Genomic DNA, 24,353 nt, shown 5'->3' with positions numbered 1-24,353 from the left:
CGGGGCCCGGGGCTTGCGGCAAGCGCGGTCAGTGCCGGGTGGGCCGCTCGGCGACCCGCTGCGGTCCGGCGGGGCGTGGCGGGGTGGTCACGTCGTCTCCTCCTGGTCGGATGCGAGGAGCGCGGTCCGGGTGACCGCCGTCCGTGCCGTGTCGGGGCGTGGGAGCGGATCCGCGACGGCGATGTGCTCCACGAGCCGTTCCAGGCGGCCGGACCGGCGGTGCAGGGCGCGCTGGCGGTCGGCGGCGCCGCCCTCGGTGGCGAGCCGGTCGAGCCAGGAGTCGACCAGCATCCGGTCGCCGGTGTCCGGGAGATAGGGCCGGACCAGGCGACGAGCCGTCTCGATCTGCTGCACGACCGGAGCCACCGCGGCCCCGGTGCCGCCGATCAGATCGAGCAGGTCTCCGGTGACCCCGGTACGCGCCGCCTGCCAGCAGGCGGCGACCAGTGCTTCCTGCTCCACCCGTGGCGGGAGGACTCCGTCCTGGACCGCGGCACGGGCACGGCGGACCACGGCCCGGACCAGAAGCGCGTAGGCCACCGTGTCCGTCACGGTCGGCAGTACGTCCGCGACCCGGACCTCGACGGTCGGCACATGGCGCGACGGGCGGGCGTACCAGTAGACCATCGCCGGGTCCAGCGCCGCGCCGCTGGCCACGAGGGTCTGCACCACCTCCTCGTAGTGTTCGGCGGAGCGCAGCAGGGGAGGCGGCCCCGCCGTGGGCCATCTGCGCCACAGCACGGTGCGCCAGCTCGCGTATCCGGTGTCGGTGCCGTTCCAGAAGGGCGAGTTGGCGGTCATCGCGAGCAGCAGCGGCAGCCAGGGACGCAGGTGGTTCACGACGGCGACGGCCGTGCCCAGGTCCGGAACCCCTACATGCACATGACAGGAACACACTCCCTGGTCCCGTACCAGCGGTCCGAACCGCTGCCGGATGCGTCGGTAGCGTGGCTGTTCGCGCAGGGGCGGGACGTCCGGCGGATCGTCCTCGGCCGCCGGGCCCGTGCGCCCGATCGGCGACGTGCCCGAGGCGAGCAGCAGACAGTCCCGCTCCCCTGCCGCCCGTGCGGCGCTTTCGCGCAACCGCACCAGTTCCGTGCGGAGCTGGGAGGCGGTGGTGCACACACCGCTGACCGTCTCCACCATCGCCTGAGATATCTCCGGCACCAGCTGTTCGGCCCTCAGCCGCCTCCGCCCGGCCGCCAGTACCTCGCTGCCACGGCCCACGGGCCGGTACGCCTTCCGGTCGAGGAGCAGGAACTCCTCCTCGACGCCGAGTGTGACCGACTCGCGTAAATCCCCTGGTCCCGAGCTGTCCACCCAGCCTCCTCGTCGTCGGCACATGGTGCGGTCGGCACCAGGTGGTATGCATTGGTGACTCAGTGCTACCCGCGACGGGGACGCCTCACGACTGTTTGTTCGAGGTGGCTCAGGCGGGCCGGCGGGAACCGGTCGCCGACCGGTGGGGACGGCCGGACGTGCCGGGCCCTCAGGCACTGGTCGCCACCCGGTCCCAGAGCCAGTAGAGGCTGACGATCACGATGGGTGCCGTCAGCGCCGGCAGCGCCCAGCGGTGGACCGGTGACCGGCGCAGCAGCACCAGCAGCGGGAACACCACCGCGACGATGCCCAACTGCACCGCCTCGATGCCGACGTTGAAGCTGAGCAGTGACAGCAGCAGCTCCCAGGACCAGCTCTCGTCGATGCCGAGCGACCCCGCGAAGCCCAGACCGTGGACGAGTCCGCATACGAAGACGGTGGGCAGTCGCCAGCGTGCGTTGTCCGTACGGTCACGCCGCACGAAGCCCGCGACGGCGACGACGGCGATGGACGCGGCGATCACCGGTTCCACCACCGCCGCGGGCACGTCGACGACTCCGCACGCGGCCAGCAGGAACGTGATGCTGTGCGCGGCGGTGAACGCGGTCGCGGTCAGCGTGATGTCGCGCAGGCTGCGGGCGCCGATGAGCAGCGAGAGCAGGAAGAGGACGTGATCCAGGCCGAACAGCAGGTGTTCGGTGCCGAGCAGGAAGAACTCCCAGATCTGGTGGGACTCCTGACCGCCTGACACGGCGGCGGTGACGGAGGGGTCGGAGACGGTCAGGACCTGCGAGCCGCGTGCTCCGTCGAGGTCGTAGTGGACGATGGTCCGCGTGCTGTGCACGAAGCTCTCGGCGTCGGGGAACAGCGCGCTGGAGACGGTGACCGGGCCGGTGGCGCCGGCCGGGCAGGCGAAGGCGAGGGTGAGCACGGCGTACGGCCGTTCGCCGCGGGGGCGGATGTCCGCGTCGCCCTCGGTGCGGGCGGTGCAGGCCGTGTCGTCGCGGGTGACGGCGAAGCGCCCGGTGACGTACTCGGACACCGCGTCCGCGTTCCGTGCGAGCTGGCGCAGTTGCTCGGTGCGGCCCTTGGCGTCGTACGCCTCGCCGTACAGCCAGGCCGACTTCATCAGCAGGTCGTACTCCAGGTCGAGGGTGGCGAACGGGCGGGCCGCGGTGCCGGTGACCTCTGCGTAGGCGGTGGAGGTGGCGTCGTGCGCGGCGACGGGGGCCGCCTGCGCCAGGCCGGCGCCGCACAGCGCGGCCAGCGCGGCGAGAACCGTGAGCAGGGCACGGCAGGGCCGGCCCGGACGGGTCCCGGGAGCGTGGGTGGGGGCAGGAGGTGTCGGAGGCATGGCGGGCTCGGTTCTCGTGACTGGTGATCGCGACAGTGACGGTGGTCGTGATCCGGGCGGGACGGACGGCGCGGGCCCGCCGCCCCGGACCGCTCGGGTCCGGGGCGGCGGGCGGCGACCGCCGGGGGCCTGCGGTGATCAGCCGGCCGGTGCGCGTTCCTCGGCCGGGCCGAACCACTCGTAATAGGGCGTGTCCGCGTTCCACTTGCCCGGGTGGCCCTGGGCGTCCTTGGTCACGAAGACGCTCGGCTCGGAGGCGGTGAGACCGCCGCCGGTGGAGCGGGCCGTGACGAACCACGCGTGGGTGGAGCCGGGCTTGAGGTCGTGCCACGTCACCGAGGCGACCTCACCGGACCTGACCTTCGTCCGGCCCACGGTGCCGACCGGGTTGTACAGCGCGACGGATTCGGTCGCGAAGGTCGTCCTGCGGCTGTTGAGGTCGATCGGGAGCACCATGTTGTCCTCGGTGCCGTCGTACCGGTGGTCGGTGTCGTACTCGGTGGCCCCGAACTCGTCGAGCAGCGGTGAGTAGGTGTCGACGGTCAGCTCGGACCGGGCCACGTCGAACTGAAGCATCCGGAAGAAGCTCGCGCCGAACTGCACCTGGTCGTCGGGCTTGTAACCGCCGATCTCGGTCAGCCCGAGCCGGTCCGCGGACACCGTGTAGAACTGGTAGTCCGCGAGGAGTTCCACCACGTCGTGGCTGATCTCGCCGACCTTCGGCTTCACGTTGGTGCCCACGCCGTGCTCGTGGCCGGCGAGGATCAGGAACACGTTCGGGTTGTCCTGGACCACTGTCTTGTACAGCATCGAACCGTCGGGCGCGGAGAACGGGGCTCCGCGGCCGTCGGGGTCGGAGCTGGGCGCCAGGTAGTCGTGCGAGAGCAGGACGCCGTTGCGTTCGGGGAAGCGCTTGAAGATCGAGTCGGCCCATTCGGCCTCCTCGCGCGTCACGCCGTACGACAGACCGACCACGACGAAGTCCTGGCCGCCGGCCGAGAACAGGTCGTAGTGGTTCTGGTTGTCGCCCGGCCGCCAGGGGCCGCCGTAGCTCGCGTGCTCCCAGCCCTGGGACAGCGCCTGGTAGCGGTCGGGGCCGTAGTACCGGTTGTAGATGGCGTCCGGACCGTTCTCGGTGCCCGACTGGTTGTCGTGGTTGCCCGCGATCACACCGTTCGGGACGCCCGCGTCGTCCAGGATCTTCTGCTGCTTCGAGGACACCTCCAGCTCTCCGGCGACCTGCTTCCGGGTGGCCTCGTCGGCGGGCTTGCGGATGTTGTTCTCGATGATGTCGCCGGTGTGGGCGACGTAGGCGATCTTCCGCTCGTCCTTGTTGTCGACGATCCAGCGGGAGACGTCCCCGTACGCCTTCTCCCAGACCGCGCGCTCCTCGGGCGTCTCCTGCTCGACCGCGCCCTCGGAGAGGTACTGCGTGTCGGTGTAGTGGACGATCGAGAAGTCGTACGAGTCGGGGTCGGCGAACGCGTCCGGGTCACCGGCGTCGATGTCGTCGGCGAACGGGTCCTCGCCCGTCACCATGACGTGGACCTGCTGGCGGTCGACGTAGGCGCGGTCCAGTACGGCGGTGAGCACCGTGTTGCCTTCCGGCGCGCCCCGGGCGCTGTTGACGACGTCCCACCGGTCGGAGTTGTTGTTCCACACCCGCAGCGAGGCGAGGCGCTCGGGGTCGATGACGCCTTCCCAGCGCAGCACCGGCTGGTCGACGTGGCCCTTCACCTGGACGTCGAACCGCTGGAAGCTGACGTCGTCGGAGGAGGGCGCGGCAAGGGTGCGGCCGTCGGCGGGCGCGAGCCCGGCGGCCTTGATCTTCTTCTCGCCCTTGACCTTCAGGGTGGTCGGGACGGCGGTGGCCGTGCCCTGGTAGACCTGGCCCGGGGTGAGGATCTCGGCCTCGGAGAACGTGGCGGTCACCTCGCCCCCGTCCGGCTCGGCCACCTTCGCGGACAGCTCGACGTCCCGGCCGGCGTCGGTCGTGCCGGACGCGGGGGTCAGCTGTGCGGGGGTGTCCGGGATGCCGGCGGAGGTGAACTTCACCTCGCGGGTGCCGGTGTTGCCCAGGGCGTCGGTGGCGGTCACCGCCAGGGTGTGCGCTCCGGCGGACAGGCCGCGCCCGATCTCGGCACCGGCCTTGACCGCCTTGCCGTCGAGCTCGATGTCCGGGCCGTTCACCACGCCGGAGGCGTCCTTCATCTGCACGCCGAGCACGACCGACGCGGTGATCCGCCGACCGGCCGCGGGAGTGCTGCCCACGACCTCGGGCGCCGAGTTGTCGGTGACCAGGACGCGGGTGGCGGTCCTGCCGGACTTCGAGGTGGCGGCCAGCGTGTGCTGCCCGTCCTTGATCTTCGCGGTGTCGAGGTCGGCGCGGACGCCCTGGGCCGGGCCGTCCACGTAGAACTCCAGGTCGACCTCGGTCAGCGGGTTGACGTTGTCACCGCAGTTGCCGTCGCCGAAGCTGTAGGAGCCCTTGACCATCCGGCCCTCGGCGGTGCCGCCGAGGGGCGTCAGCGTGATGCCGGAGAGCGCGAAGTCGTCCCGGTTGGCGCCGCAGGAGGTGGCGTAGGTGCCGGTGACGACATCGACGGTGTTCCAGCCGGGCACCAGCCACTCGTCGGGGAAGGTGAGGTCGACGTGCCGGCTGACGTAGTCGGCGTCCAGCACGAGCTTCTGACCGTTGACCAGGACGTAGTTCTGGTAGCGGGCCTCGATGGAGTTGCTGCCCACGGTGAAGCCGAGGGTGGCGTTGCCGGTGCCGAGCGTGTCGGTGACGGCGACGGCCGGGGCGTCGATCGTGTAGTGGAGGTCGGCCTCGGGCAGGCGGTCGGTGGCGCTGCCGCAACTGCCGTCGCCCATCGCGTAGGAGGGCGCGACGTCCTTGCCGGTGACGGTGGCGCCGTCCAGGGCCAGGCGCAGGTCGGAGATGTCGAAGTCGTCGCGGTTGTTGCCGCAGCTCTCCTTGTACGGGCCGGTGACCACCTTGATGGTGTTGTCGCCTGGCACCAGGTACCGGGCCGGTATCGCGATGTCCACCCGCTGACTGACCCAGGTGCCGCCCAGGTCGATCCGCTTGCCGTTGACCAGCAGGTGGTTGTCGTACTTGTCGTCGAGCGAGTTGGCGCCGACGTCGAAGGAGAACGTGGCCGCGCCGTTGCCCAGTCGGGGTGAGGTGACCGGCTTGCCGCCGTCCACGGTCAGCGTGGAGACCGCGCCGTCGGCGCCCGCCGGGAAGTTGGCGAACACCGACTGCCCGCCCTTGACCAGCGTGCCGTCCTTGGGCAGGAGCCGGGGGGCGCCCGCCGGGGCGTTGTTGACGGTGATCTTGTTGGTCACCGTCTTGCGCGACGTGGTGGTCGCGGTGATGGTGTGTTCGCCGCCCGCGAGCTTCGTGGTGTCCAGGTCGCTCCGCAGGCCGGTGGTGCCCTGCGGGTCGCCGAGGACGAAGAAGCTGAGGGCCGCCTCCTTCAGCAGCGTGCTGTTGGAGCCGCAGTTGCCGTCGCCGAAGGAGTACGTGTACTCGTTCTCCTCGCCGTCCGCGACCTCGCCGAGCAGGGTCAGCTGGATGTCCGACAGCACGAAGTCGTCGTGGTTGGTGCCGCATGAGGACTCGACGGTGCCGGCGAAGAACTGGATCGTGTTCTCGCCCTTGACCAGGTGCTCGTCGGGGATCTCGATGGTGCCGCGTTCGTTGACGAGGTCACCGATGTCCGCCCGGTACGCGCCGTTGACGAGTACGTAGTTGTGGTAGCGGGCCTCCGTCGAGTTCGAGCCGACGTCGAAGCTCAGCCGGGACACACCGAGCGTCTTCTCGGCGGCGATCGCCTGTCCGTCGACCGCGAGCTTCGTCACGGAGTCGCCGGCCAGGGTCGGTACGGCCGTGACCTTCTGGGTGCCCTCCACGTACGTCCCGTCGCCGGGGGTGAGGGTGGGCAGGGCCGTCGCGCTCGGACTCGACGAGTTCTTCTTCTCCGAGGTGCGTTCGTCCCTGTCGGTGTCGGCGTACGCCACCGTCAGGTTTCCGCCCAGCAGGACGAGCGCGGTCAGGGCGGTGCCTGCGAGCCGCTGCCCGCCGGCCCCCCTGTTCCGCCGTCTTCGCCGCTGTGTTGGCCGCATCTGCCGCCGTCCTTCCTCATCGATCGTCAAAAGAAGGGCAAACCGCGAACCAAATCGGGCATGCCCATGGCGGATCTTGGGCAGCTCAGGTGAACTCCAGCGAGTCATCTGTGAACAATCAGCCGAATGAACTTCCGGCAGGGGGCACCGCACCGCGCCGGACGGTATAAGGACCTGACGGTCCGGCACGGCGGGACCGTCGGCCGCGGATTCCCCTAAGGGGTCGGCCCCGACAACTCGGCGGGCTCGCCCGGCGATTCGCTCAGGGCCGTGCCGGGGTCCTCCCCCTCCTTGCAGATGATCCGTGCGACGGCGCGGGACCCGAGGATGGCGTCACCGCCCGAACGTCGATCTTCGCAAGGAGCCCCCATGCGAGCGCACAGCCGCAGAGCCGTCCTCACCGCTTCCCTCGCCGTGGCGGCGGGCACACTGACGCGCCCGGCCTTCGCCGCGCCCGGTGCCACCGCGCACACCTCCGCGGCGCCCGACGCGAAGGCGCTGAGCGCCGCTCTCGCCGGGCTGCCCGGAACCGACGCGACCGCCGCCCTGGTCCGGGTCGGCGGCACCGGCGGCAGTTGGCGGGGCAGCGCGGGCGTCCACGATCTGGCGAGCGGACGGGCGGCCGACCCCGACGCCCTGTTCCGGGCCGGTTCGACGACGAAGGTGGTGACGGCGGCGGCCGTGCTGCGGCTCGCGGCCCAGGGCGCCCTCGACCTGGACGTACCGGTCCAGCACTACCTCCCCGCCCTGCTCGGCCCGGCGTTCGAACCCGTCTCCGTACGCCGGTTGCTGAACCACACCAGCGGCATCAGGGCGGGTGACGGCTGGGGCGAGGACTTCGAGGACCAGTACGCGCACCGCTTCGAGACGTTGTCCCCGGCCCGGGTGGTGGCGTCGGCGGTGGCGAAGGGTCCGGAGTCCGCCCCGGGTGAGCGACAGCAGTACCTGAACATCAACTACACCGTCCTCGGGATGCTGATCGAGGAGGTGACGGGGCGCTCGTACGCCTCCGAGGCGGCCCGGCTGGTGCTGCGCCCCGCCGGGATGACGCACACGTACTTCCCGGGCACCGACCCGCGCGTCCGCGGCCCGCACAACCACGGCTACCAACTGGTGCGGAACGCCGACGGGACCACCCGGTTCGTGGACGTCACGGACTGGAACCAGTCGGACCGCTTCGCGGCGGGCGACATGATCTCGACGGCGGCGGACCTGGAGCGGCTGATCACGGCGCTGTTCCGGGGCCGGATCGTCCCACGGCCGCAACTGGGGGAGATGTTCACGCTTCCGCGGGGGATCGCCGACGCCTCCTACAGCGCCGGACTCCAGCGGTTCGAGTACGGGCACACGGCCTACTGGATCAAGTCCGGTGCCCGCTACGGCTACAGCACGGCGCTCGCCGCCACCCGCGACCTGCGTCGCACACTGGTGTACTCCGTCAACTCCACCGATGCCAAGGGCACGTCGATGAACCCCGTCGCCGAGCGCATCGCCATGGCGGCGCTCAAGCCGTAGCGAGCCGGGGCGGGGCCGCGCGCCGACGGGCGTACGGCGTGCGGGTGTGCGGATGTGCGGGCGTAGGGATGTGCTGATGTGCGGGCGTGCGGATGTGCGGGCCAAGGGCAGGGCGGTCACTGGCAAAGCAGGGGGAAAGGAATCGCTCCACGGCCCGTCGCCCGCCGTGTGATGGCCGGGTGGCAACGCGGTGTTCACGCGGTCGCCGTCGAGGGCCGCCAGTGTGCGGTGCCAGTCAGCTCACCTGCACGTCAGAGAGGCCACCATGACCGCACAGGCAGACACGTCGGACGGAGCGCCGCAGTCCTCCGAAAGGCTCAGCCGCCGCCACGCCCTGGGCCTGCTGGGTACCGCGGGGGCCGGCGCCGCCGTAACCCCGTTGCTGGGCGCGGGCCCGGCCGAGGCCGCCGTCCCGCTCGGCGCGCCGGCTCTCCACCTCACCGCGGACGCGTCCGGCGCGCCCCCGGTCCAGGGCCTGCACCTGACCTTCGGCGCGGACCCGTGCACCCAGATGACCGTGTCGTGGATCACCGACACGCCGGTGACCAGGCCGGAGGTGCACTACGGCACGCTGAAGCACGGTTTCGGGTCCAGCGTGGCGGCCCGCACGGTGAGTTACCTGGACGGCACGTCCAACCGTACGGTGCACGTCCACCACGCCACGCTGAACCGGCTCACCCCGGGCACCGACTACGTCTACCTCGCCACGCACGAGGGGACGACGCCCGACAGCGGTACGTTCCGCACGACCCCGCGCGGACGGACGCCGTTCACCTTCACCAGCTTCGGCGACCAGTCCGCTCCGCAGGTGACGTGGGCGGCGGACGGCACCGTGGCGCTCGACGCGAACTCGACACCCGCCACGAAGGACATCGTGACCGGCATCGAGCAGGTCGCCCCGCTGTTCCATCTCCTCAACGGCGACCTGTGCTACGCCAACCTCGACGTCGACCGGGTCCGCACCTGGAACAACTTCTTCACCAACAACACCCGTTCCGCGCGGTTCCGCCCCTGGATGCCGGCCGCGGGCAACCACGAGATCGAGAAGGCGAACGGCCCGCTCGGCCTCGGCGCCTACCAGGCGTACTTCTCTCTCCCCTCCACCGAGACCGACCCGGAACTCGCGGGCCTGTGGTATGCGTTCACGGCCGGTTCGGTGCGGGTGATCGTGCTCCAGAACGACGACAACTGCCTCCAGGACGGCGGCGACGTCTACATCAGCGGGTACTCCGGCGGACGCCAGCTCGCCTTCCTGGAGAAGGAGCTGAAGGCGGCGCGCTCCTCCCGGGACATCGACTGGGTGGTCGTCGCCATGCACCAGGTCATGATCAGCTCCTCGGACGCGAACGGTGCCGACCTGGGCCTGCGCCAGAAGTACGGTCCCCTGTTCGACCGATACGGCGTGGACCTGGTGCTGTGCGGTCACGAGCACAACTACGAACGGTCGCTGGCCGTCCGCGGTGTCGTCGCGGGCAGCGAGACCCTGACGCCCCGTCCGGCCTCCCAGGCCACCGACTCCATCGACACCGGGCTCGGCACCGTGCACATGGTGCTCGGCGGTGGCGGTGTCTCGGGAACCACCAACGAGAAGTTCTTCACCGACGGCACCGCGAAGGTGATCACCGCGGTGTCCGCGACGGCGGGCACGAACGGCAAGCGCACCTCCACCTACGTCAAGGAGCAGGCGGTCTGGGTGGGCGTCCGCGACGTCGAACACCCCTACGGCTTCGCGGCCTTCACCGTCGATCCGGGCCGGCACGCCGGTGACACCACCCGGATGCACGTGACGTACTACAACGTGAACAAGCCGCACGGCGAGCTGTCGGTGTTCGAGACCTTCACCCTGCACCGCAAGCGCTCCGACGGCCACGCCGGCTGACCCTGCGCGGGTCTGCCGCCGACGCCGACGCATACGGGCCGGGCGGCTGCCGCGGCCGTCCGGCCCGTGACCCACCGCATTTCCGCCGCCGCGCAGCGGCCTCGCGGCGATGCCGGCACGGGGCGGGGCGGTTCACCGACCGGCGAGATCCTCCCCTTGCCCGCTCCCGCTTCTGGTTGGCTGGGCGGCATGACATCTTCTGTGTTCGAGACCGCCCCGCCCGATCCGGCCGGGTATCTCAACCGGGTCGCCGGGTCCGAGCTGGGCCGCTCCTACAAACGACGCATGCTCGACGAACTGGCCCCGCGCCCCGGGCAGACGGTCCTCGACCTCGGCTGCGGCAGCGGTGCCGATCTCGAAGCGCTCGCGGCAGCGGTCACCGCGTCGGGCACGGTCATCGGCATCGACCACGACCAGCACATGGTGGACACGGCCCGAGCGCGCGCGGCCGGTCCGGCCACGGTGGACGTCCGGCTCGGCGACCTCCACGATCTGCCGTTGCCCGACGACGCGGCCGACCGGGCGCGCACCGATCGCGTACTGCAACATGTCGCCGATCCCCGTACGGTGCTCGGCGAGATCCGCCGGGTCCTGCGGCCGGGCGGACGGCTGGTCATGGGCGAGCCCGACTGGGAGACGCTGGCCGTCGACCATCCGGACGGCGACCTGACCCGTGCCTACACCCGCCATGTGGCCGAGCGGGTGATCCGCAACGCGGGAATCGGCCGACAGCTCCCCAGGCTGGCGGCCGAGTCCGGTTTCCATGTGCCCGAGGTCGTCCCCGTCACGCCGGTCTTCCGGGACGTCCGGGCCGCCGACCAGATCCTCGGCCTGGAGCGCTGCACACGGCGGGCCGTCGCCGCCGGCTACTTCACTGCCGAGGCGGCACGGACCTGGCTGACGCACCTCACGCAGGGCCCCTTCCTGGCGACGGTGACGTTCTACGTCGTCGTCGCCGAGGCGTGAGGAGGCACGGGCTCCGGTCGTGACCCGGCGCCCCGCGCCGGGCCGGCGCCTACTTCCCGGTGCCCACGGGGTCGACGGTGATGGCGGAGCCGGAGCCGTCGGTCACCGGGACGTTGATGCTGACGGGCAGGGTGAAGGAGTGGGTCTCGTCGGGCGGGGTGACGACAAGGCTGGTGAAGGTCGCGCCGGTGCCGCCCGAGTCGTTCGGCGGGTAGTGCAGGGTGAACCGGGTCTCCTCGCCGGGCTGCACGCTGACCTGCGGCGCGGAGAGCTTGCTCCGGTCGGCGCTGACGGTGCCGTCCTTGCCCTTGAGGTCGGCGCCGGGGAAACCGTGGAGGGTGCAGGCGGCGGAGCCGGTGTTCTTGAGGTTGACGATGAGGGTGCCTTCCGCCATGCCGCCGGAGGTGCTGAAGCCGAGCCGCGAGGTCTGGCAGGCGCCGGGGGCGCCGCCCGCGACCTGTCCGCCGTTGACGGCCTCGTGACCCGTGGACGCGCTGGGGGAGCCCTGCGTACCGGAGTTCCGGGAAGCGGAGTCCCCCGCGGAGGGGGAATCGCCCGCACCGGAAGACCCGCTGTCGTCGCCCTGGCAGGCGGTGACCGACAGGCCCGCGGCGACGGCGATGGCGAGGAGGGAGAGCTTCTGGGCGCGCATGGTTGCCTTTCAGGGCGTTCCCGCTCGCTTTGCAGGAGCGAGCGGCGGTGACGGCTTGCTGATCAACTAGACCACCCGGACGTTTGAAGGGTTCCGATCAACATCGCATCGACATCGCATCGGCATCGCTCCCCTACATTCCGGCCACACCGGGCTTCGCGGGGCCGGGCAACGCCCTGCGGAGCCGGGGCCGCCGGGGCCGGAGCGCGGGGCCACCGCCCGCGCGACGGCAGCGGCCCCGAACCGGCACTCGGACCGGGCGGCCGGGTGGTCCGAGCCGCCCGGCCGTCTAGCCGAACTGTCCGACCTGGTAGTCCCCGGCGGGCTGCCGGACGATGACATTCAGCCGGTTGAAGGAGTTGATCAGAGCGATCAGGGAGACCAGGGCGGTGAGTTGCTCCTCGTCGTAGTGCTTGGCGGCGTTCGCCCAGACCTCGTCCGTGACGCCCGCCGAGTCGGCGATACGGGTGCCCTGTTCGGTCAGCTCCAGTGCGGCACGTTCGGCATCGGTGAAGACCGTGGCCTCCCGCCAGGCCGCGACCATGCTGAGCCGCACCGCGGTCTCACCGGCCGCGGCCGCCTCCTTGGTGTGCATGTCGAGGCAGAAACCGCATCCGTTGATCTGACTCGCGCGGATCTTCACCAGTTCCTGCGTCGCCAAGGGCAGCGACGTCTCCCCCAGCGCCTTGCCCGCAGCGGTGAAGTGCTTCAGGATCTTGGCCACGGTCGGGTCGGCCAGGACGTTCAAACGGGCTTCCATCGTGTGCTCCTCTGTCGTTGTCGACGGCTGCACACAGAGGACGGAAGGAACCGGCCCGATGTGACATGGGCCGATGTGATCTGGGTCTCCGACGGCACCTGCCCATACCCGGATCGTGCCCGTACGGCACCCGAATCCCCGGACCGCCACTTTGCGTTCAATGTGTCGTTGATGTGGCTGCATAGTTTCAGCCACCATGAACTCAGCTGACCAGCACACTGACGGGCTCACCCGGCGCGGTCTCATCGTCGGCGCCGTCGCCGCCTCGCTCGTCGCCTCCGGTGGTGTCGCGACCGCGAGCCCCGCCCGGCAGAGCGGAGCGAGACCGGCCGGGAGCGGCGGTACCGCTCCCGGCGATCCGGCCCGTGGCGATCTCGACTTCTCCGTCCCGCAGTACCGGACGACCGTGCCCGGAGAGTCGGTCGAGGTGGACCGCGTGGACCGTCCCGTGGCCCCGGGTATCGTCCTGACCACCTTCAACACCTTCGGCCGCAGCGGCTGGACCCGGGTGCACGTGCTCAACGCCGACCTGGGCGACCGGTCGGTCGGCGTCGACCTGGTCGCGGCCGACGTGAGCGACACCCGCCCGGTCTCGGCCGCCGCCGACGCGCAGCACTCGGTCGCCGCCGTCAACGGTGACTTCTTCGACATCACCGAGACCAACGCCTCCATCGGCCCGGAGGTCCAGAGCGGCCGGTTGCGCAAGGGAACGAACCAGCACTCCACCGTCGCGATGATCGGCGCCGACCGGGTGGCGCGGCTCGCCGACTTCATGATCTCCGGCACAGTCACCGTGGCCGGCACGAAGCGGACGCTGGCCGCGCTCAACTCCGCGGGCGTGCCCGCCGACGGCATCGCCGTGTTCACCCCGCAGTGGGGACCGGGCAGGCGCACGCTCATCTCGGGGTCGGGTCCCTACACCGAACTCGTCGTCGCGGACGGCAGGATCACCTCGGTGGGCAGCGCGCTGACCGACACGGCCGTACCGGACAACGGTCTGGTCGTCCTCGGCCGCGGCGCCGCCGCCGCCGCCCAACTCGCCGGCGCCCGCCAGGGCGACCCCGTCACCGTGGCGTTCGAGCCGAAGACCGACAGCCCGTCGGCGCCGCAGATGGCGCTCGGCAGCAACGCGGTGCTCGTCCGCGGCGGCACGGCGATCACCTTCCCTCCCAATGACGGCAACGACGCGCTCAAGCCGCGCACGGTCATCGGCTGGCTGGACGGCGGACGCCGCCTGCTGCTCGTCGCGATCGACGGCTCGGCCGAGTTCTCCGCCGGGCTCAGCTTCAACGACACGGCCAAGCTCCTGGTGCGGCTCGGCGCCACCGAGGCGTTCATGCTCGACGGCGGCGGGTCCACCGAGATGGTCGCCCGGCGTGCGGGCGACAGCGCGGTGAGCGTCGTCAACACCCCCTCGGACGGCGCCGAACGGCCGGTGCCCAACGGCGTCGGCCTGTTCGGCCCGAAGGGCTCCGGCATCCTGCGCGGACTCGACGTACGGCCGGTGGCCGACCGGGTGGTGCCCGGACTGACCCTGAACGTCGCCGTCAACGGCTACGACGAGACGTGGTCACCCGTGCCGATCGACCGGCACCCGGTCACCTGGACGGCCCGGCCGGGCTCGCTGGGCCGGGCGAACGACGGGGTCTTCCGGGCGAACAAGCCGGGCACCGGCACTCTGCGCGCCCAGTCCGGCCGCGCCCGCGGCGAGAGCGAACTGCGCGTCGTCGGCGAGCTTCACCGGCTGGCCTTCGCCCAGCGGGCGGTCACGATCGAGCCCGGCGCGACGACGGCCGTCGATCTCGTCGGCCACGACGCCGACGGCTTCGACGCCCCGGTGTCGGCCCACGACGTGACGCTCGACTACGACAAGTCCGTGATCAGTGTGACCGCCCGCGCCGACGGGCGTCTCGGCGTCACCGCGGCCGCGGACGCGGACACCAAGGCCGCGATCGTCACGGCCACCGTGGGACCGGTCGCGGCGAAGCTCGCGGTGACCGTGGGTCTGAGCGCTTCGTCGCTGGCCGAGTTCGAGCCGGGCGAGACCTGGACCGCGGTCTCCGCCCAGGGCACCGCGTCGGTCGACATCGTGCCGGCGACCGACCGGCCCGGCGCCGCCGCGGACAACCACGCCGTGCGCCTCACCTACGACTTCACCGGCAAACCCAGCACCTCCGCGGCCTATGTGGTGGCGTCCGCGCCGATCACCCTGCCCGCCGGGACCAAGAAGCTGTCGCTGTGGGTCAACGGCGACGGCCGGGGTCACTGGCTGCGCGCCATGCTGCGCTCGCAGGGCACCACGAATGTGCCGTTCACCTTCACCACCGCCGTGGACTGGACGGGCTGGCGCCAGGTCGTCGGCGACCTCCCCACCGGCTTCTCGGATCCCATCACCTTGCTGCGCCTCTACATCGCCGAGACGTCGCAGACCAACAAGAACGCCGGGCAGTTGGCGTTCGACGCGCTCACCGCCCAGGTCGGCCAGCAGCCCGACACCACCGAGGCACCGCAGCCGGACCCGTACGTGATCGAGCAGGGCGGCGTCCCGCACGGCCGGTGGACGTTCGCGGTCCTGTCCGATCTGCATGTCAGCGCCGCGGCGGGGACGGACTCCTTCTCGGCGCGGCAGGCGGCCCTCGCGCTGGACCAGGCCGTCGCCGACAAGCCCGACTTCATCCTCATCAACGGTGACTTCGTGGACAACAACGGCGCCGCGGACTTCGACCTCGCCAACAAGCTGCTGAGCGAGCACGTGCCGAGCGGGCTGCCGGTCCACTGGACTCCGGGCAACCACGAGGCCGGGCTGTCGGCCACCGGGGGGCTCGACGCCTTCCTGGCCGCGACGGGCCGGCCGAACAAGCAGGTCTTCGACCACAAGGGCACCCGGTTCATCCTGCTGGACTCGCACACCGGCGACATGCGCACGTCCGACTGGGACCAGGTGCCGTTGCTGCAGTCCGAGTTGGCGAAGGCGGCGAAGGACCGGTCGGTCACGGGCGTGGTCGTCTCCTTCCACCACCCGCTGCACGACCCGTCCGGTGCCGAGGCGTCGCAGCTGTCCGACCAGTTGCAGGCCGGCCTCATCAAGCGCTGGCTCGCGGATTTCCGGGAGACCTCGGGGAAGCCCATCGCCCTGTTCACCGGTCACGCCCACACCGCGTCGGTCACCCGCGCCGACGGCGTGCTCGAAGTCACCACTCCGGCCGTGGGCAAGACCCCCTACAGCTCGCCCGACCAGGGCGGGTTCTTCGGCTGGATGAACGTCGGTGTCGATCCGCACCCCGCCCGGATCAGGGCCGGACAGCCCAGCCCGGAGACCCGGGACTGGCTCCAGGCCGAGAGCCGGCCGCTGATCGACGGGATCACGCTGTCGGCGCCCGGCCAGATCCCGGTGGGTTCCCGGGCGGCAGTCTCCGCGACCGCCACCACCAGCGAGTTCGGCCTCACCTTCCCGTTGCGCTTCCCGGCCAGCGTCGTCTGGGGCGGGGACCCGGGGCTCGTGGTGGCCCGGTCCGCGTCCGAGGTCCGCACGGCCACACGCGGCCCGAAGACCCGTGCCGTGCTCGATCTGACGTCCGGCGCACTGATCGCCGTACGCCCCGGGACGGTCACCGTGACGGTGACGTCGGGCGGTCTGACCGGCACCGCGACCGTCGACCTCGTCTCGTAGCGGGGCGGGTTCCCGCCGCTCACGACCGACCCGTCGGCCGGCCCGTGAGCGGCACGGCGAACCCGGCCCGCGCCGGTGGACGCGTACGCCGGGCAGAGCACCGGAGTTCCGGCGTCTCCCGGCGTGGCCGCTACAGGGTGCGCCCCATCCGGTCCGCGACCAGTTTCACGAAGCGGGCGGGCTCCTTGGGGCGTCCGCCCTCGGCGAGCACCGCCAGCCCGTGCAGCAGTTCCGCCGTGTCCGTCAGCTCCGCACGGTCCGCGCTCTCCTCGTACGCCTGGTGGAGGCCCCGCACCAGCGGATGGCCGGGGTTGAGTTCCAGGATGCGCTTGCTCGTGGGCACCTCCTGCCCCATGGCGCGGTACATGTCCTCCAACGCGGGTGTGAGGTCGTCGGTGTCGGAGACGACGCAGGCCGGGGAGACGGTGAGGCGCGACGAGAGGCGTACGTCCTTGACGTCCTCGGCCAGTTGCTCCTTCATCCAGCCGAGCAGGCCGGCGTACTCCTCGCTCCGCTTCTCCTTCTCCTCGTCCACCCCCTCGTCGGCGTCGGTCCCGAGGTCGATCTCGCCCTTGGCGACCGACCGCAGCCGCTTGCCCTGGAACTCGCCGACGGCGTCCACCCAGACCTCGTCGACCGGGTCGGTGAGCAGCAGCACCTCGACGCCCTTGGCGCGGAACGCCTCCATGTGCGGGGAGTTCTCGATGTTCTGCCGGGACTCGCCGGTGATGAAGTAGATGTCGTCCTGACCGTCCTTCATCCGCTCCACGTACTCCTGGAGCGTGGTGGGCTCCTCCTCGCCGTGGGTACCGGCGAAGGACGCCACGGCCAGGATGGCGTCGCGGTTGTCGGAGTCGGTGATCAGCCCTTCCTTGAGGACCGCTCCGAACTCCCGCCAGAAGCCGGCGTAGCGCTCCGCGTCGGCCGCCCTCATGTCCTTGATCGCGGACAGCACCTTCTTCGTCAGCCGCCGCTGGATCAACTGGATGTGCCGGTCCTGCTGGAGGATCTCGCGGGAGACGTTGAGCGAGAGGTCCTGCGCGTCGACCACGCCCTTGACGAACCGCAGGTACGACGGCAGCAGCGCCTCGCAGTCGTCCATGATCAGGACGCGCTTGACATAGAGCTGAAGGCCGCGCTGGTGGTTCTGGGTGAACAGGTCGTGCGGGGCGTGCTCCGGCAGGAACAGCAGTGCCTGGTACTCGAAGGTGCCCTCGGCCTGGAGCCGGACGGTCTCCAACGGGGCGCGCCAGTCGTGGCTGATGTGCTTGTACAGCTCGTGGTACTCGTCGTCGGAGACCTCGTCGCGCGAGCGGGCCCACAGGGCCTTCATCGAGTTCAGGGTCTCCGGTTCGGCCGTGGCCTCGTCGCCCTCGCCCTTCTCCGGGGCCATCCGGATGGGCCAGGTGATGAAGTCCGAGTACCGCTTCACGATCTCCCTGATCTTCCAGGGGGCGGTGTAGTCGTGGAGTTGGTTCTCGGGGTCGGCGGGCTTGAGGTGGAGGGTGACGGCGGTGCCCTGCGGGGCCTCGTCGACGGCCTCCAGGGTGTAGGTGCCCTCGCCGTGGGAGCTCCACCGGGTGCCCTGGGTCTCGCCGGCCCGGCGGGTCACCAGGGTCATCTCGTCGGCCGCCATGAAGCCGGAGTAGAAACCGACGCCGAACTGGCCGATGAGCCCTTCGGCGCCGCCGGTGTCCTTGGCCTCCCGCAGTTCCCGGAGGAACTCGGCGGTCCCCGAGTTGGCGATGGTGCCGATGAGCCGCCCGACCTCGTCGTACGACATGCCGATGCCGTTGTCGCGCACGGTGAGCGTGCGGGCTTCCTTGTCGGCCTCGATCTCGATGTGCAGATCGGAGGTGTCCGCGTCGGGTGCGTCGTCACGCAGCGCCGCCAGACGCAGCTTGTCCAGTGCGTCGGAGGCGTTGGAGACGAGCTCGCGCAGGAAGACGTCCTTGTGCGAGTAGACCGAGTGGATCATCAGCTGGAGCAGCTGACGGGCCTCTACCTGGTACTCAAACGTTTCGGTCGGCATGTTCGGTGTGTCCCTCACAGGTCCTGCTCGCCGGATCTGGTGAACATCACTGTAAAGCACCAAGTCAGCGCACAGCCGCCGTTGTTCGTCGAACGGGGCGCCCTCTTGTGTCCGGCGGGTGGATGTTCCATGCTCTGCGCCGTCCACCGTCCACCGTCCACCGCGTCTCCGGGACTCGTATGAACCCCACAGGTACCCCGGGCCCGCCCGCCGAGCCCGGTCCCGGCCTGCCCGGAGGGCCGGGCGGGACGGCCGCGGATCGCGGTGCGGACGGCGGCGAGCCGGGCGCGGCGCCGGGGCTGTCCCGCACGGTGCGGATCGGCTACGGGCTCGGTTCCCTCGCGACCGGCACCTTCGGCACCGTTCCCGGGCTGATCCTGCTCTACTACCTGACCGATGTGCTGGCCGTCGCGCCCGCGGTGGCCGGGGCGGCGGTCTTCCTGCCGAAGGCATGGGACGTCGTGGTCAACCCGCTGGTGGGGGCGGCGGCCGACCGCAGCCGGGCACAGGGCGGCTCCCGCCGGCCCTTCCTGCTGGCCGGGGCGCTGACCCTGCCGCCGCTGTTCGCGCTGGTCTTCGCCGCTCCCCCGCTGCACGGCGCGGGCGCCGCCGGATACGTCGCCGTGCTGTTCCTGCTGGCGGCGACCGCGTACGCGGTGTTCCAGGTGCCGTACGTGACGCTGCCCGTGGAGCTGAGTGATGCCGCTGTGGAACCGGCTCGCCCGCGCCCGGGGCACCGAGCGGGCCCAGTGGCACGCCTCGTTGCTGTTCACGGCCGGCGCCGCGGCGCTGTTCCCGGCCCGGTACACGCACGCCGCCGTCGGGTACGCGGCGGCGGCCCTGGTCGGTGTCGCCTACGCGGGCCTTCAGTTGCTGCCGCTGACCATGCTGGCGCAGACGCTGTCGGCGGACGCCGGGCGCACCGGGCGGCGCCGCGCCGCGACCTTCACCGGGCTGTGGACGGCGGCCGAGACGCCGGCGCTGGCGCTGGGACCCGCGGTGTTCGCGCTGGTGCTGGCGGTCACCGGGTTCCGCGCGTCCGACGCCGACGCCGACGAGGAAGTGGCCCAGCCTGCCGCGGCCCTCACCGCGGTCGCCGTAGGGACGAGTGTGCTGCCCGCCCTCGTCTCCCTGGCCGCGCTCCTGCTGCTCGGCCGCTACCGGCGGGAGTCCGCCGCCCCGGCCGCCGCCCTCACCCGCGCACAGAGAGAGAAGGACCGTGCCCCCTGACCCCGCCACCGAGACCGCCCCGGCCCCCGAGACCGACGTTCCCGCGCTGCCCGCGGGCCGCCCGGCCGACGAGTTGCTGGCCGAACTGCGCGAGCTGCGCGCCGGTGACGCCCCGACCCGGGGCGGCCGGACGTTCGCCTATGTCTACGACCCCGGGCTGCCCGACTTGGACGAGCTGGCCACCGCCGCGTACGGCGTCTTCGCCACGGTCAACGGCCTGGACCCGACGGTCTTCCCGAGCGTGGCGCGGCTGGAGAACGACGTGGTGGGCGCGGTGGCCGCGGTGCTGGGGGCGCCCGGCGCGCAGGGCAGTTTCACCAGCGGCGGCACGGAGTCGATCCTGCTGGCCGTGAAGACCGCACGCGATCACGCCCGTGCCGTGCGCGGGGTGACCCGGCCGCAGCTGGTGCTGCCGTCGACCGCGCACGCGGCCTTCCACAAGGCGGCCCACTATCTGGGTCTGGAGACGGTGGTGGTCCCGGTCGACCCGGTGACGTTCCGCGCCATCGCGCCGGCCGTCGCGGACGCCGTCACCGACCGGACCGCGCTGGTGGTGGCGTCGGCTCCGTCGTACGCGCACGGCGTGCTGGATCCGGTCGCCGAGATCGCGGCGGCCGCGGCCGAACGGGGTGTGCTGTGCCATGTCGACGCGTGCATCGGCGGCTGGTACCTGCCGTTCCTCGCCCGGACGGGCCGCCCGGTCGAACCGTTCGGCCTCTCGGTGGCGGGGGTGACCTCGGTCTCGGTGGACCTGCACAAGTACGGCTACGCCGACAAGGGGGCGTCCGTCGTGCTGTACCGGGACGGCGAACTGCGCCGCCACCAGTACTTCGCGCACGCCGACTGGCCCGGTTACCCGGTGGTGAACCCGACGGTACAGGGCACCAAGCCGGGCGGGCTGCTGGCGCAGGCGTGGGCCGTGCTGCACCACCTCGGCGACGCCGGGTACACGGCGCTGGCCCGCCGTGTCGCGCGGGCCGCCGAGGAGTTGCTGCCCGGTCTGCGGGCCACGGACGGCATCCGGGTGCTCGGCGAACCGGCGGGCAGTCTGGTCGCGTTCACCGTGACGGGCCCGGGCGGCGCCCCCGACCTGGGTCTGGTGCTTCAGGTGGCGGACGAGATGCGGGAGCGCGGCTGGTATCTCCAGCCGCAGCTCTCCCACGCCGGGCTGCCGCCGAACCTGCATCTGACGTTGACCCCGGCGACCGGCGACCGGGTGGCGGCGCTGCTGTCGGACCTCGCAGGGGCGGTCGCGGCGGCCCGGGAGAGCGAGCCGGTGACCGTGGATCCCGCAGTGGCGGAACTGGCCGTCGGGCTGGACCCGGACACGCTGACGCCCGAGGACGTGGCGGGTTTCCTGGCCTACGCAGGGCTGGGTGAGGGGCAGGGCCTGCCGGCCCGGACGGCGCCGGTGCTGCTCCTGCTGGACGCGCTGCCGCCCCGGCTCAAGGAGCGCCTGCTGACGGAGTTCATCGGTTCGCTGTTCCGTATCTGACGCCCCGTGGGCGCGGCGGGGGCTTCGACGGTCAGGTGCAGGCGCCGTCCCGGCGCGCGATGACCAGGGCCATGTCGTCGGTGCGCCGGCCCCCGGTGTACTCCCTGAGGTCGGCGGCGATCCGCCGGACCAGCGAGCCGGGTTCCTCGTCCGCCCAGGCCGCTACGCGCGCGCAGAGCGGGTAGAAGATCCCCTTGTCGTCGCGGGCCTCGCTCACTCCGTCCGTGTAGAGCACCAGGCGGTCGCCGCGGACGAACGGATACGTCGCGCAGACGTACGCGGAGGCGGACATGTCGCCGAGGCCGAGCGGTGGCGCGGGCTCGGGCACCGCCAGTGACCCGGGGGTGGAGCCGTGCAGCAGCAGCGGGGGCGGATGCCCGCAGCTGATCAGCCGCAGCACCGGTTCGTCGTCCGGGATGTCCACGATCACGGCGGTCACGAAGCGTTCGCCCAGGTCCTCCTCGGACTGCGAGAACTCCGCGAGTCCCCAGGAGACGGCGTCCTCCATGTAGGCGACCAGTTGCGGCAGCGAGACGTCCAGGTGGGCCGCGGCACGGAAGGCGCCCAGCACGATCGCCGTGTCGCTGATCGAGGCCAGCCCCTTGCCGCGGACGTCCCCGATGAGCAGCCGGGTGGAGCGGGTGGAGCGGGCGGCGGCGTAGAGGTCGCCGCCGACGCGGGCGTCGGCCTCGGCGCTGCGGTACACGGAGGCGAGGGTCATCGGACCGGCCCGGTCCGGGAGCGGGCGCAGCACGACGCGTTGAGCCGCGTCCGACACCGAGCGCACCCGGACCAGTTCCCCCTCCCGTCTGACGCGCAGACGGGAGAAGACGACGAGGAAGACGCAGAGCCCGATGAGGGCCGCGATCTCGACGAGGACGCTCTCCGTCTCCAGGGTGTGCCGCTCCAGTCCCGCGGTGGTCAGCGCCAGCACCGCCAGGCCGCAGACCAGCATGGTGGCCGTCGGGCCGGCGCCCACGGCGGTGGCGGCGCAGAGGACGACGAGCAGATGGGCGATGTGGATGTCCGGTGGCAGGAACAGGTCGGCCACCGGGATGGCGAGGATCGCCAGTACGGGGCCGAGCAACCACCATGAGGCCGCTGCCGTCCGGCGCCGGGGCCGCATGACCCCATTCGCCGTATTGCTTATGGTCTCAGCCGTCATACAGTCTCCTGTACCTTTCGCCCCTCCCTTCCCTAACACACGGCCCTCCACCCCGTCATCCCCCTGGGACCCACCTCCACCGATCGGGCCCGGCTCCCGCGACTGCCGAAGCGACGCCCCGTCGGCGCCCCTCCGCGCCCGATCGGGCGCGGACGGACACAGATGAGCACGGATGAGCACGGATAAGCACAGATAAGCACGGATGAGAGTCGGTGCCGTGGGAGCCGGGGGCGGGGCGGAAGGCCCCGGGACGGCCGCGGGTACCGCCGGAGCCGTGGTCTGGACGGCCGCGGACGACCGGGCGAGAGTCGGCCCCGTTCGCTTCCACCTCCCGAACGGAAGGGCAGATCCCGTGGACCTCACCGAGTTGCAGGAACGGGCCGTGCGCATCCATGACCTCTACGACGAGCTGAACCGTCGGGAGCGCGGCCGGGTCTGGGCCCGAAACGAGTTCATGCTGGGCTTCATGGGGGACGTCGGTGACCTGGCCAAGCTCGTCATGGCCGAGGACGGCGCACGGGAGGCTCCGGGCGGGCGGGCCGCGCTGGAGCACGAACTCGCCGACTGCCTGTGGTCGGTACTGATCCTGGCGTACCGCTACGAGGTGGACCTCGAAGGTGCCTTCCGGCGCACCATGGCGGAGCTCGACGAGGCCATCGGCGCCCGGCTCCCGAGACGTCCGTAGCACGCCGGCCGCCGGGCTCCGGCCGCTGCCGGGTCCGCGGTGCGGCGGCCGGGTATCCGGTACGGCGGCCCGTGGCCATCGGCGCCCGGCGGGACCCGCGGGAACGGGCCGGGGCGGCTCGCAAGGCGCCCCGACCCGTCCTGCGGTGGGTCAGAGACCCACGTCCCGGTCACGGATGTCCTCCAGGGACTCGCGCCGGACCAGAAGGCGCGCGCGGCCCCCGTGCACCGCGACGACCGGCGGGCGGCCGACCATGTTGTAACCGGAGGCCATCGACAACTGGTAGGCGCCCGAGACCGGGACGGCGAGCAGGTCGCCGACGCGTAGGTCGTCGGGCAGTTCGACATCGGCGGCGAGGAAGTCGCCGGCCTCGCAGTGCCGGCCCACCACCGTCACCGGGGCCGTCCGCGACGTCATGGGCCGGCCGATCAGCCGGGGCGCGTACCGCGCGCCGTACAGAGCAGGCCGCGGGTTGTCGCCCATGCCGCCGTCGACGGCGACGAAGGTGCGTCCGGCCGTCCGTTTGACGGACAGCACGTGGTACAGGGCGACGCCCGCCGGTCCCACGACGGCCCGGCCCGGTTCGATGATCAGACGGGGCACGGCGAGCCCCGCGGTCGCGCACGCCGCGGCCAGTTCCGCGCGGACCGTGCGGGCCAGCCGGGTGAGGTCGAGGGCCTGTTCGCCGGGGCGGTAGGCGATGCCGTGCCCGCCGCCCAGGTCGAGTTCGGGCAGCACGAGACCGTACCGCTCGTGCAACCGGGCCATGAATCCCACCAGGCGCCGTACGGCGACCGCATAGGGTTCGACACTGGTGATCTGGGAGCCCAGGTGGCAGTGCAGGCCGGTCAGTTCGAGCTGCGGCTGGTCGAGGATCCGGGCGATGGCCCGCTCGGCGCCGCCGTCCGCGATGGACAGGCCGAACTTCTGGTCCTCGGTCCCGGTCCGGATCTTCTGGTGGCCGCCGGCGCTGATGCCGGGCACCACCCGCACCATCACGCGCTGACGGCCGCCCGGCCCCAAGGCGGCGGAGAGCCTGGCGATCTCCGACGGGCTGTCGATGACGATGCGGCCGACGCCGAGCCGCAGGGCGGCGTCCAGGTCCGCGGGGGACTTTGCGTTGCCGTGCAGCACGATGCGCTCGGGCGGGAAGCCCGCGGTGACCGCGAGTTCCAGCTCACCCGCCGAGCAGACGTCGAGGCCCAGGTCCTCCTCCGCCACCCAGTGGATCAGGGCGCGGCACAGGAACGCCTTGGCCGCGTAGAGGACTTCGGCCTCGGGGAAGGCATGCCGGTACGTACGGCAGCGCTCGCGCACCTCGCTCTCGTCCAGCACGTAGACGGGGGTGCCGAAGCGCTCGGCGATCTCGGCCAGCGGCACACCGCACACGGCGATGTCGCCCCCGTGCTGTTCGCTGCTCGACGCGGGCCACACCGAAAGGTCGGTGGCGGTGAGAGCGGTGGGGACGGGCTCGTTGACGATGCTCATGCTGTCACCGC

15 protein-coding genes and 1 pseudogene are annotated in these 24,353 nt (G+C 71.7%); 8 read left to right on the top strand and 8 right to left on the bottom strand.

The window, feature by feature from the left end; translation table 11 throughout:
* Positions 1–87 precede the first annotated feature (87 nt).
* The 3 genes from ACFC09_RS06945 to ACFC09_RS06935 form a co-directional block, all read right to left on the bottom strand.
* Positions 88–1,320, bottom strand: coding sequence for a glutamate--cysteine ligase (locus ACFC09_RS06945; protein WP_376524561.1), 1,233 nt, complete (start codon positions 1,318–1,320; stop codon positions 88–90).
* Between the two features lie 169 nt (positions 1,321–1,489).
* Complete coding sequence (locus ACFC09_RS06940; protein WP_376524559.1) at positions 1,490–2,674, bottom strand: HupE/UreJ family protein; 1,185 nt, start codon at positions 2,672–2,674, stop codon at positions 1,490–1,492.
* 138 nt (positions 2,675–2,812) lie between these two features.
* The gene (locus ACFC09_RS06935) at positions 2,813–6,805 is read right to left on the bottom strand and encodes a metallophosphoesterase (protein ID WP_376524558.1); all 3,993 of its coding nucleotides are present in this window, start codon (positions 6,803–6,805) and stop codon (positions 2,813–2,815) included.
* A 369-nt stretch (positions 6,806–7,174) separates the two neighbouring features.
* Here ACFC09_RS06935 and ACFC09_RS06930 point away from each other — a divergent pair, with 369 nt between their 5' ends.
* The 3 genes from ACFC09_RS06930 (at position 7,175) to ACFC09_RS06920 (ending at position 11,165) form a co-directional block, all read left to right on the top strand.
* Positions 7,175–8,320 (top strand): serine hydrolase domain-containing protein, encoded by a 1,146-nt coding sequence (locus ACFC09_RS06930; protein WP_376524556.1) that lies wholly within the window; start codon positions 7,175–7,177, stop codon positions 8,318–8,320.
* A gap of 265 nt (positions 8,321–8,585) precedes the next feature.
* Positions 8,586–10,199 (top strand): purple acid phosphatase family protein, encoded by a 1,614-nt coding sequence (locus ACFC09_RS06925; RefSeq protein ID WP_376524555.1) that lies wholly within the window; start codon positions 8,586–8,588, stop codon positions 10,197–10,199.
* 189 nt (positions 10,200–10,388) lie between these two features.
* Positions 10,389–11,165 carry a methyltransferase domain-containing protein gene (locus ACFC09_RS06920; protein WP_376524553.1) on the top strand — a complete coding sequence of 259 codons (777 nt, stop codon included), beginning with the start codon at positions 10,389–10,391 and terminating at the stop codon, positions 11,163–11,165.
* 49 nt (positions 11,166–11,214) lie between these two features.
* Here the strand turns inward: ACFC09_RS06920 and ACFC09_RS06915 are convergent, their stop codons facing one another.
* Together ACFC09_RS06915 and ACFC09_RS06910 are read right to left on the bottom strand one after the other, a co-directional pair.
* Positions 11,215–11,817, bottom strand: coding sequence for a DUF4232 domain-containing protein (locus ACFC09_RS06915; RefSeq protein WP_376524552.1), 603 nt, complete (start codon positions 11,815–11,817; stop codon positions 11,215–11,217).
* 289 nt (positions 11,818–12,106) lie between these two features.
* A complete protein-coding gene (locus tag ACFC09_RS06910; protein ID WP_376524550.1) occupies positions 12,107–12,577 on the bottom strand; it encodes a carboxymuconolactone decarboxylase family protein in 471 nt (156 codons plus the stop codon).
* A 196-nt stretch (positions 12,578–12,773) separates the two neighbouring features.
* Between ACFC09_RS06910 and ACFC09_RS06905 the strand changes: the two genes are divergently transcribed.
* Entirely contained in the window at positions 12,774–16,247 is a 3,474-nt protein-coding gene (locus tag ACFC09_RS06905) for a phosphodiester glycosidase family protein (RefSeq protein WP_376524549.1), read from the top strand.
* A 130-nt stretch (positions 16,248–16,377) separates the two neighbouring features.
* On the opposite strand, the gene htpG is transcribed toward ACFC09_RS06905, so the two are convergent.
* On the bottom strand, positions 16,378–18,279 hold the full coding sequence (gene htpG, locus ACFC09_RS06900) for a molecular chaperone HtpG (protein WP_376524547.1): 1,902 nt from the start codon (positions 18,277–18,279) through the stop codon (positions 16,378–16,380).
* Positions 18,280–18,401: 122 nt separating this feature from the next.
* Between htpG and ACFC09_RS06895 the strand changes: the two are divergent.
* From ACFC09_RS06895 to ACFC09_RS06885, 3 genes and pseudogenes are all read left to right on the top strand, one after another.
* Positions 18,402–18,923, top strand: a pseudogene (locus ACFC09_RS06895) (MFS transporter); the annotation flags it as partial.
* Positions 18,924–18,978: 55 nt separating this feature from the next.
* Positions 18,979–19,509, top strand: coding sequence for an MFS transporter (locus tag ACFC09_RS06890; RefSeq protein WP_376524546.1), 531 nt, complete (start codon positions 18,979–18,981; stop codon positions 19,507–19,509).
* On the top strand, positions 19,499–21,004 hold the full coding sequence (locus ACFC09_RS06885; protein WP_376524544.1) for a pyridoxal phosphate-dependent decarboxylase family protein: 1,506 nt from the start codon (positions 19,499–19,501) through the stop codon (positions 21,002–21,004). Before ACFC09_RS06890 ends, ACFC09_RS06885 begins: the two co-directional genes overlap by 11 nt.
* A gap of 31 nt (positions 21,005–21,035) precedes the next feature.
* Here ACFC09_RS06885 and ACFC09_RS06880 read toward each other — a convergent pair whose 3' ends face one another.
* Complete coding sequence (locus ACFC09_RS06880; RefSeq protein WP_376524542.1) at positions 21,036–22,169, bottom strand: PP2C family protein-serine/threonine phosphatase; 1,134 nt, start codon at positions 22,167–22,169, stop codon at positions 21,036–21,038.
* A gap of 352 nt (positions 22,170–22,521) precedes the next feature.
* On the opposite strand from ACFC09_RS06880, the gene ACFC09_RS06875 reads away from it, so the two are divergent.
* A complete protein-coding gene (locus tag ACFC09_RS06875; protein WP_376524541.1) occupies positions 22,522–22,854 on the top strand; it encodes a nucleotide pyrophosphohydrolase in 333 nt (110 codons plus the stop codon).
* A 150-nt stretch (positions 22,855–23,004) separates the two neighbouring features.
* Here the strand turns inward: ACFC09_RS06875 and lysA are convergent, their stop codons facing one another.
* Positions 23,005–24,342, bottom strand: coding sequence for a diaminopimelate decarboxylase (gene lysA / locus ACFC09_RS06870; protein ID WP_376524539.1), 1,338 nt, complete (start codon positions 24,340–24,342; stop codon positions 23,005–23,007).
* Between the last annotated feature and the right edge of the window lie 11 nt (positions 24,343–24,353).

It is taken from the genome of Streptomyces sp. NPDC056161, from assembly GCF_042268025.1.
In the GTDB taxonomy this organism is placed as follows: Bacteria; Actinomycetota; Actinomycetes; order Streptomycetales; family Streptomycetaceae; genus Streptomyces.
This window is presented reverse-complemented; position numbering and strand designations above follow the sequence as displayed.

Excerpts from the sequence above, each read along its gene's own strand:
- ACFC09_RS06920 (WP_376524553.1), top strand. The coding sequence starts at position 10,389 with ATGACATCTTCTGTGTTCGAGACCGCCCCGCCCGATCCGGCCGGGTAT.
- ACFC09_RS06915 (WP_376524552.1), bottom strand. The coding sequence starts at position 11,817 with ATGCGCGCCCAGAAGCTCTCCCTCCTCGCCATCGCCGTCGCCGCGGGC.
- ACFC09_RS06905 (WP_376524549.1), top strand. The coding sequence starts at position 12,774 with ATGAACTCAGCTGACCAGCACACTGACGGGCTCACCCGGCGCGGTCTC.
- ACFC09_RS06935 (WP_376524558.1), bottom strand. The coding sequence starts at position 6,805 with ATGCGGCCAACACAGCGGCGAAGACGGCGGAACAGGGGGGCCGGCGGG.
- ACFC09_RS06925 (WP_376524555.1), top strand. The coding sequence starts at position 8,586 with ATGACCGCACAGGCAGACACGTCGGACGGAGCGCCGCAGTCCTCCGAA.
- ACFC09_RS06890 (WP_376524546.1), top strand. The coding sequence starts at position 18,979 with ATGCCGCTGTGGAACCGGCTCGCCCGCGCCCGGGGCACCGAGCGGGCC.
- htpG (WP_376524547.1), bottom strand. The coding sequence starts at position 18,279 with ATGCCGACCGAAACGTTTGAGTACCAGGTAGAGGCCCGTCAGCTGCTC.
- ACFC09_RS06880 (WP_376524542.1), bottom strand. The coding sequence starts at position 22,169 with ATGACGGCTGAGACCATAAGCAATACGGCGAATGGGGTCATGCGGCCC.
- ACFC09_RS06910 (WP_376524550.1), bottom strand. The coding sequence starts at position 12,577 with ATGGAAGCCCGTTTGAACGTCCTGGCCGACCCGACCGTGGCCAAGATC.
- ACFC09_RS06930 (WP_376524556.1), top strand. The coding sequence starts at position 7,175 with ATGCGAGCGCACAGCCGCAGAGCCGTCCTCACCGCTTCCCTCGCCGTG.
- lysA (WP_376524539.1), bottom strand. The coding sequence starts at position 24,342 with ATGAGCATCGTCAACGAGCCCGTCCCCACCGCTCTCACCGCCACCGAC.
- ACFC09_RS06940 (WP_376524559.1), bottom strand. The coding sequence starts at position 2,674 with ATGCCTCCGACACCTCCTGCCCCCACCCACGCTCCCGGGACCCGTCCG.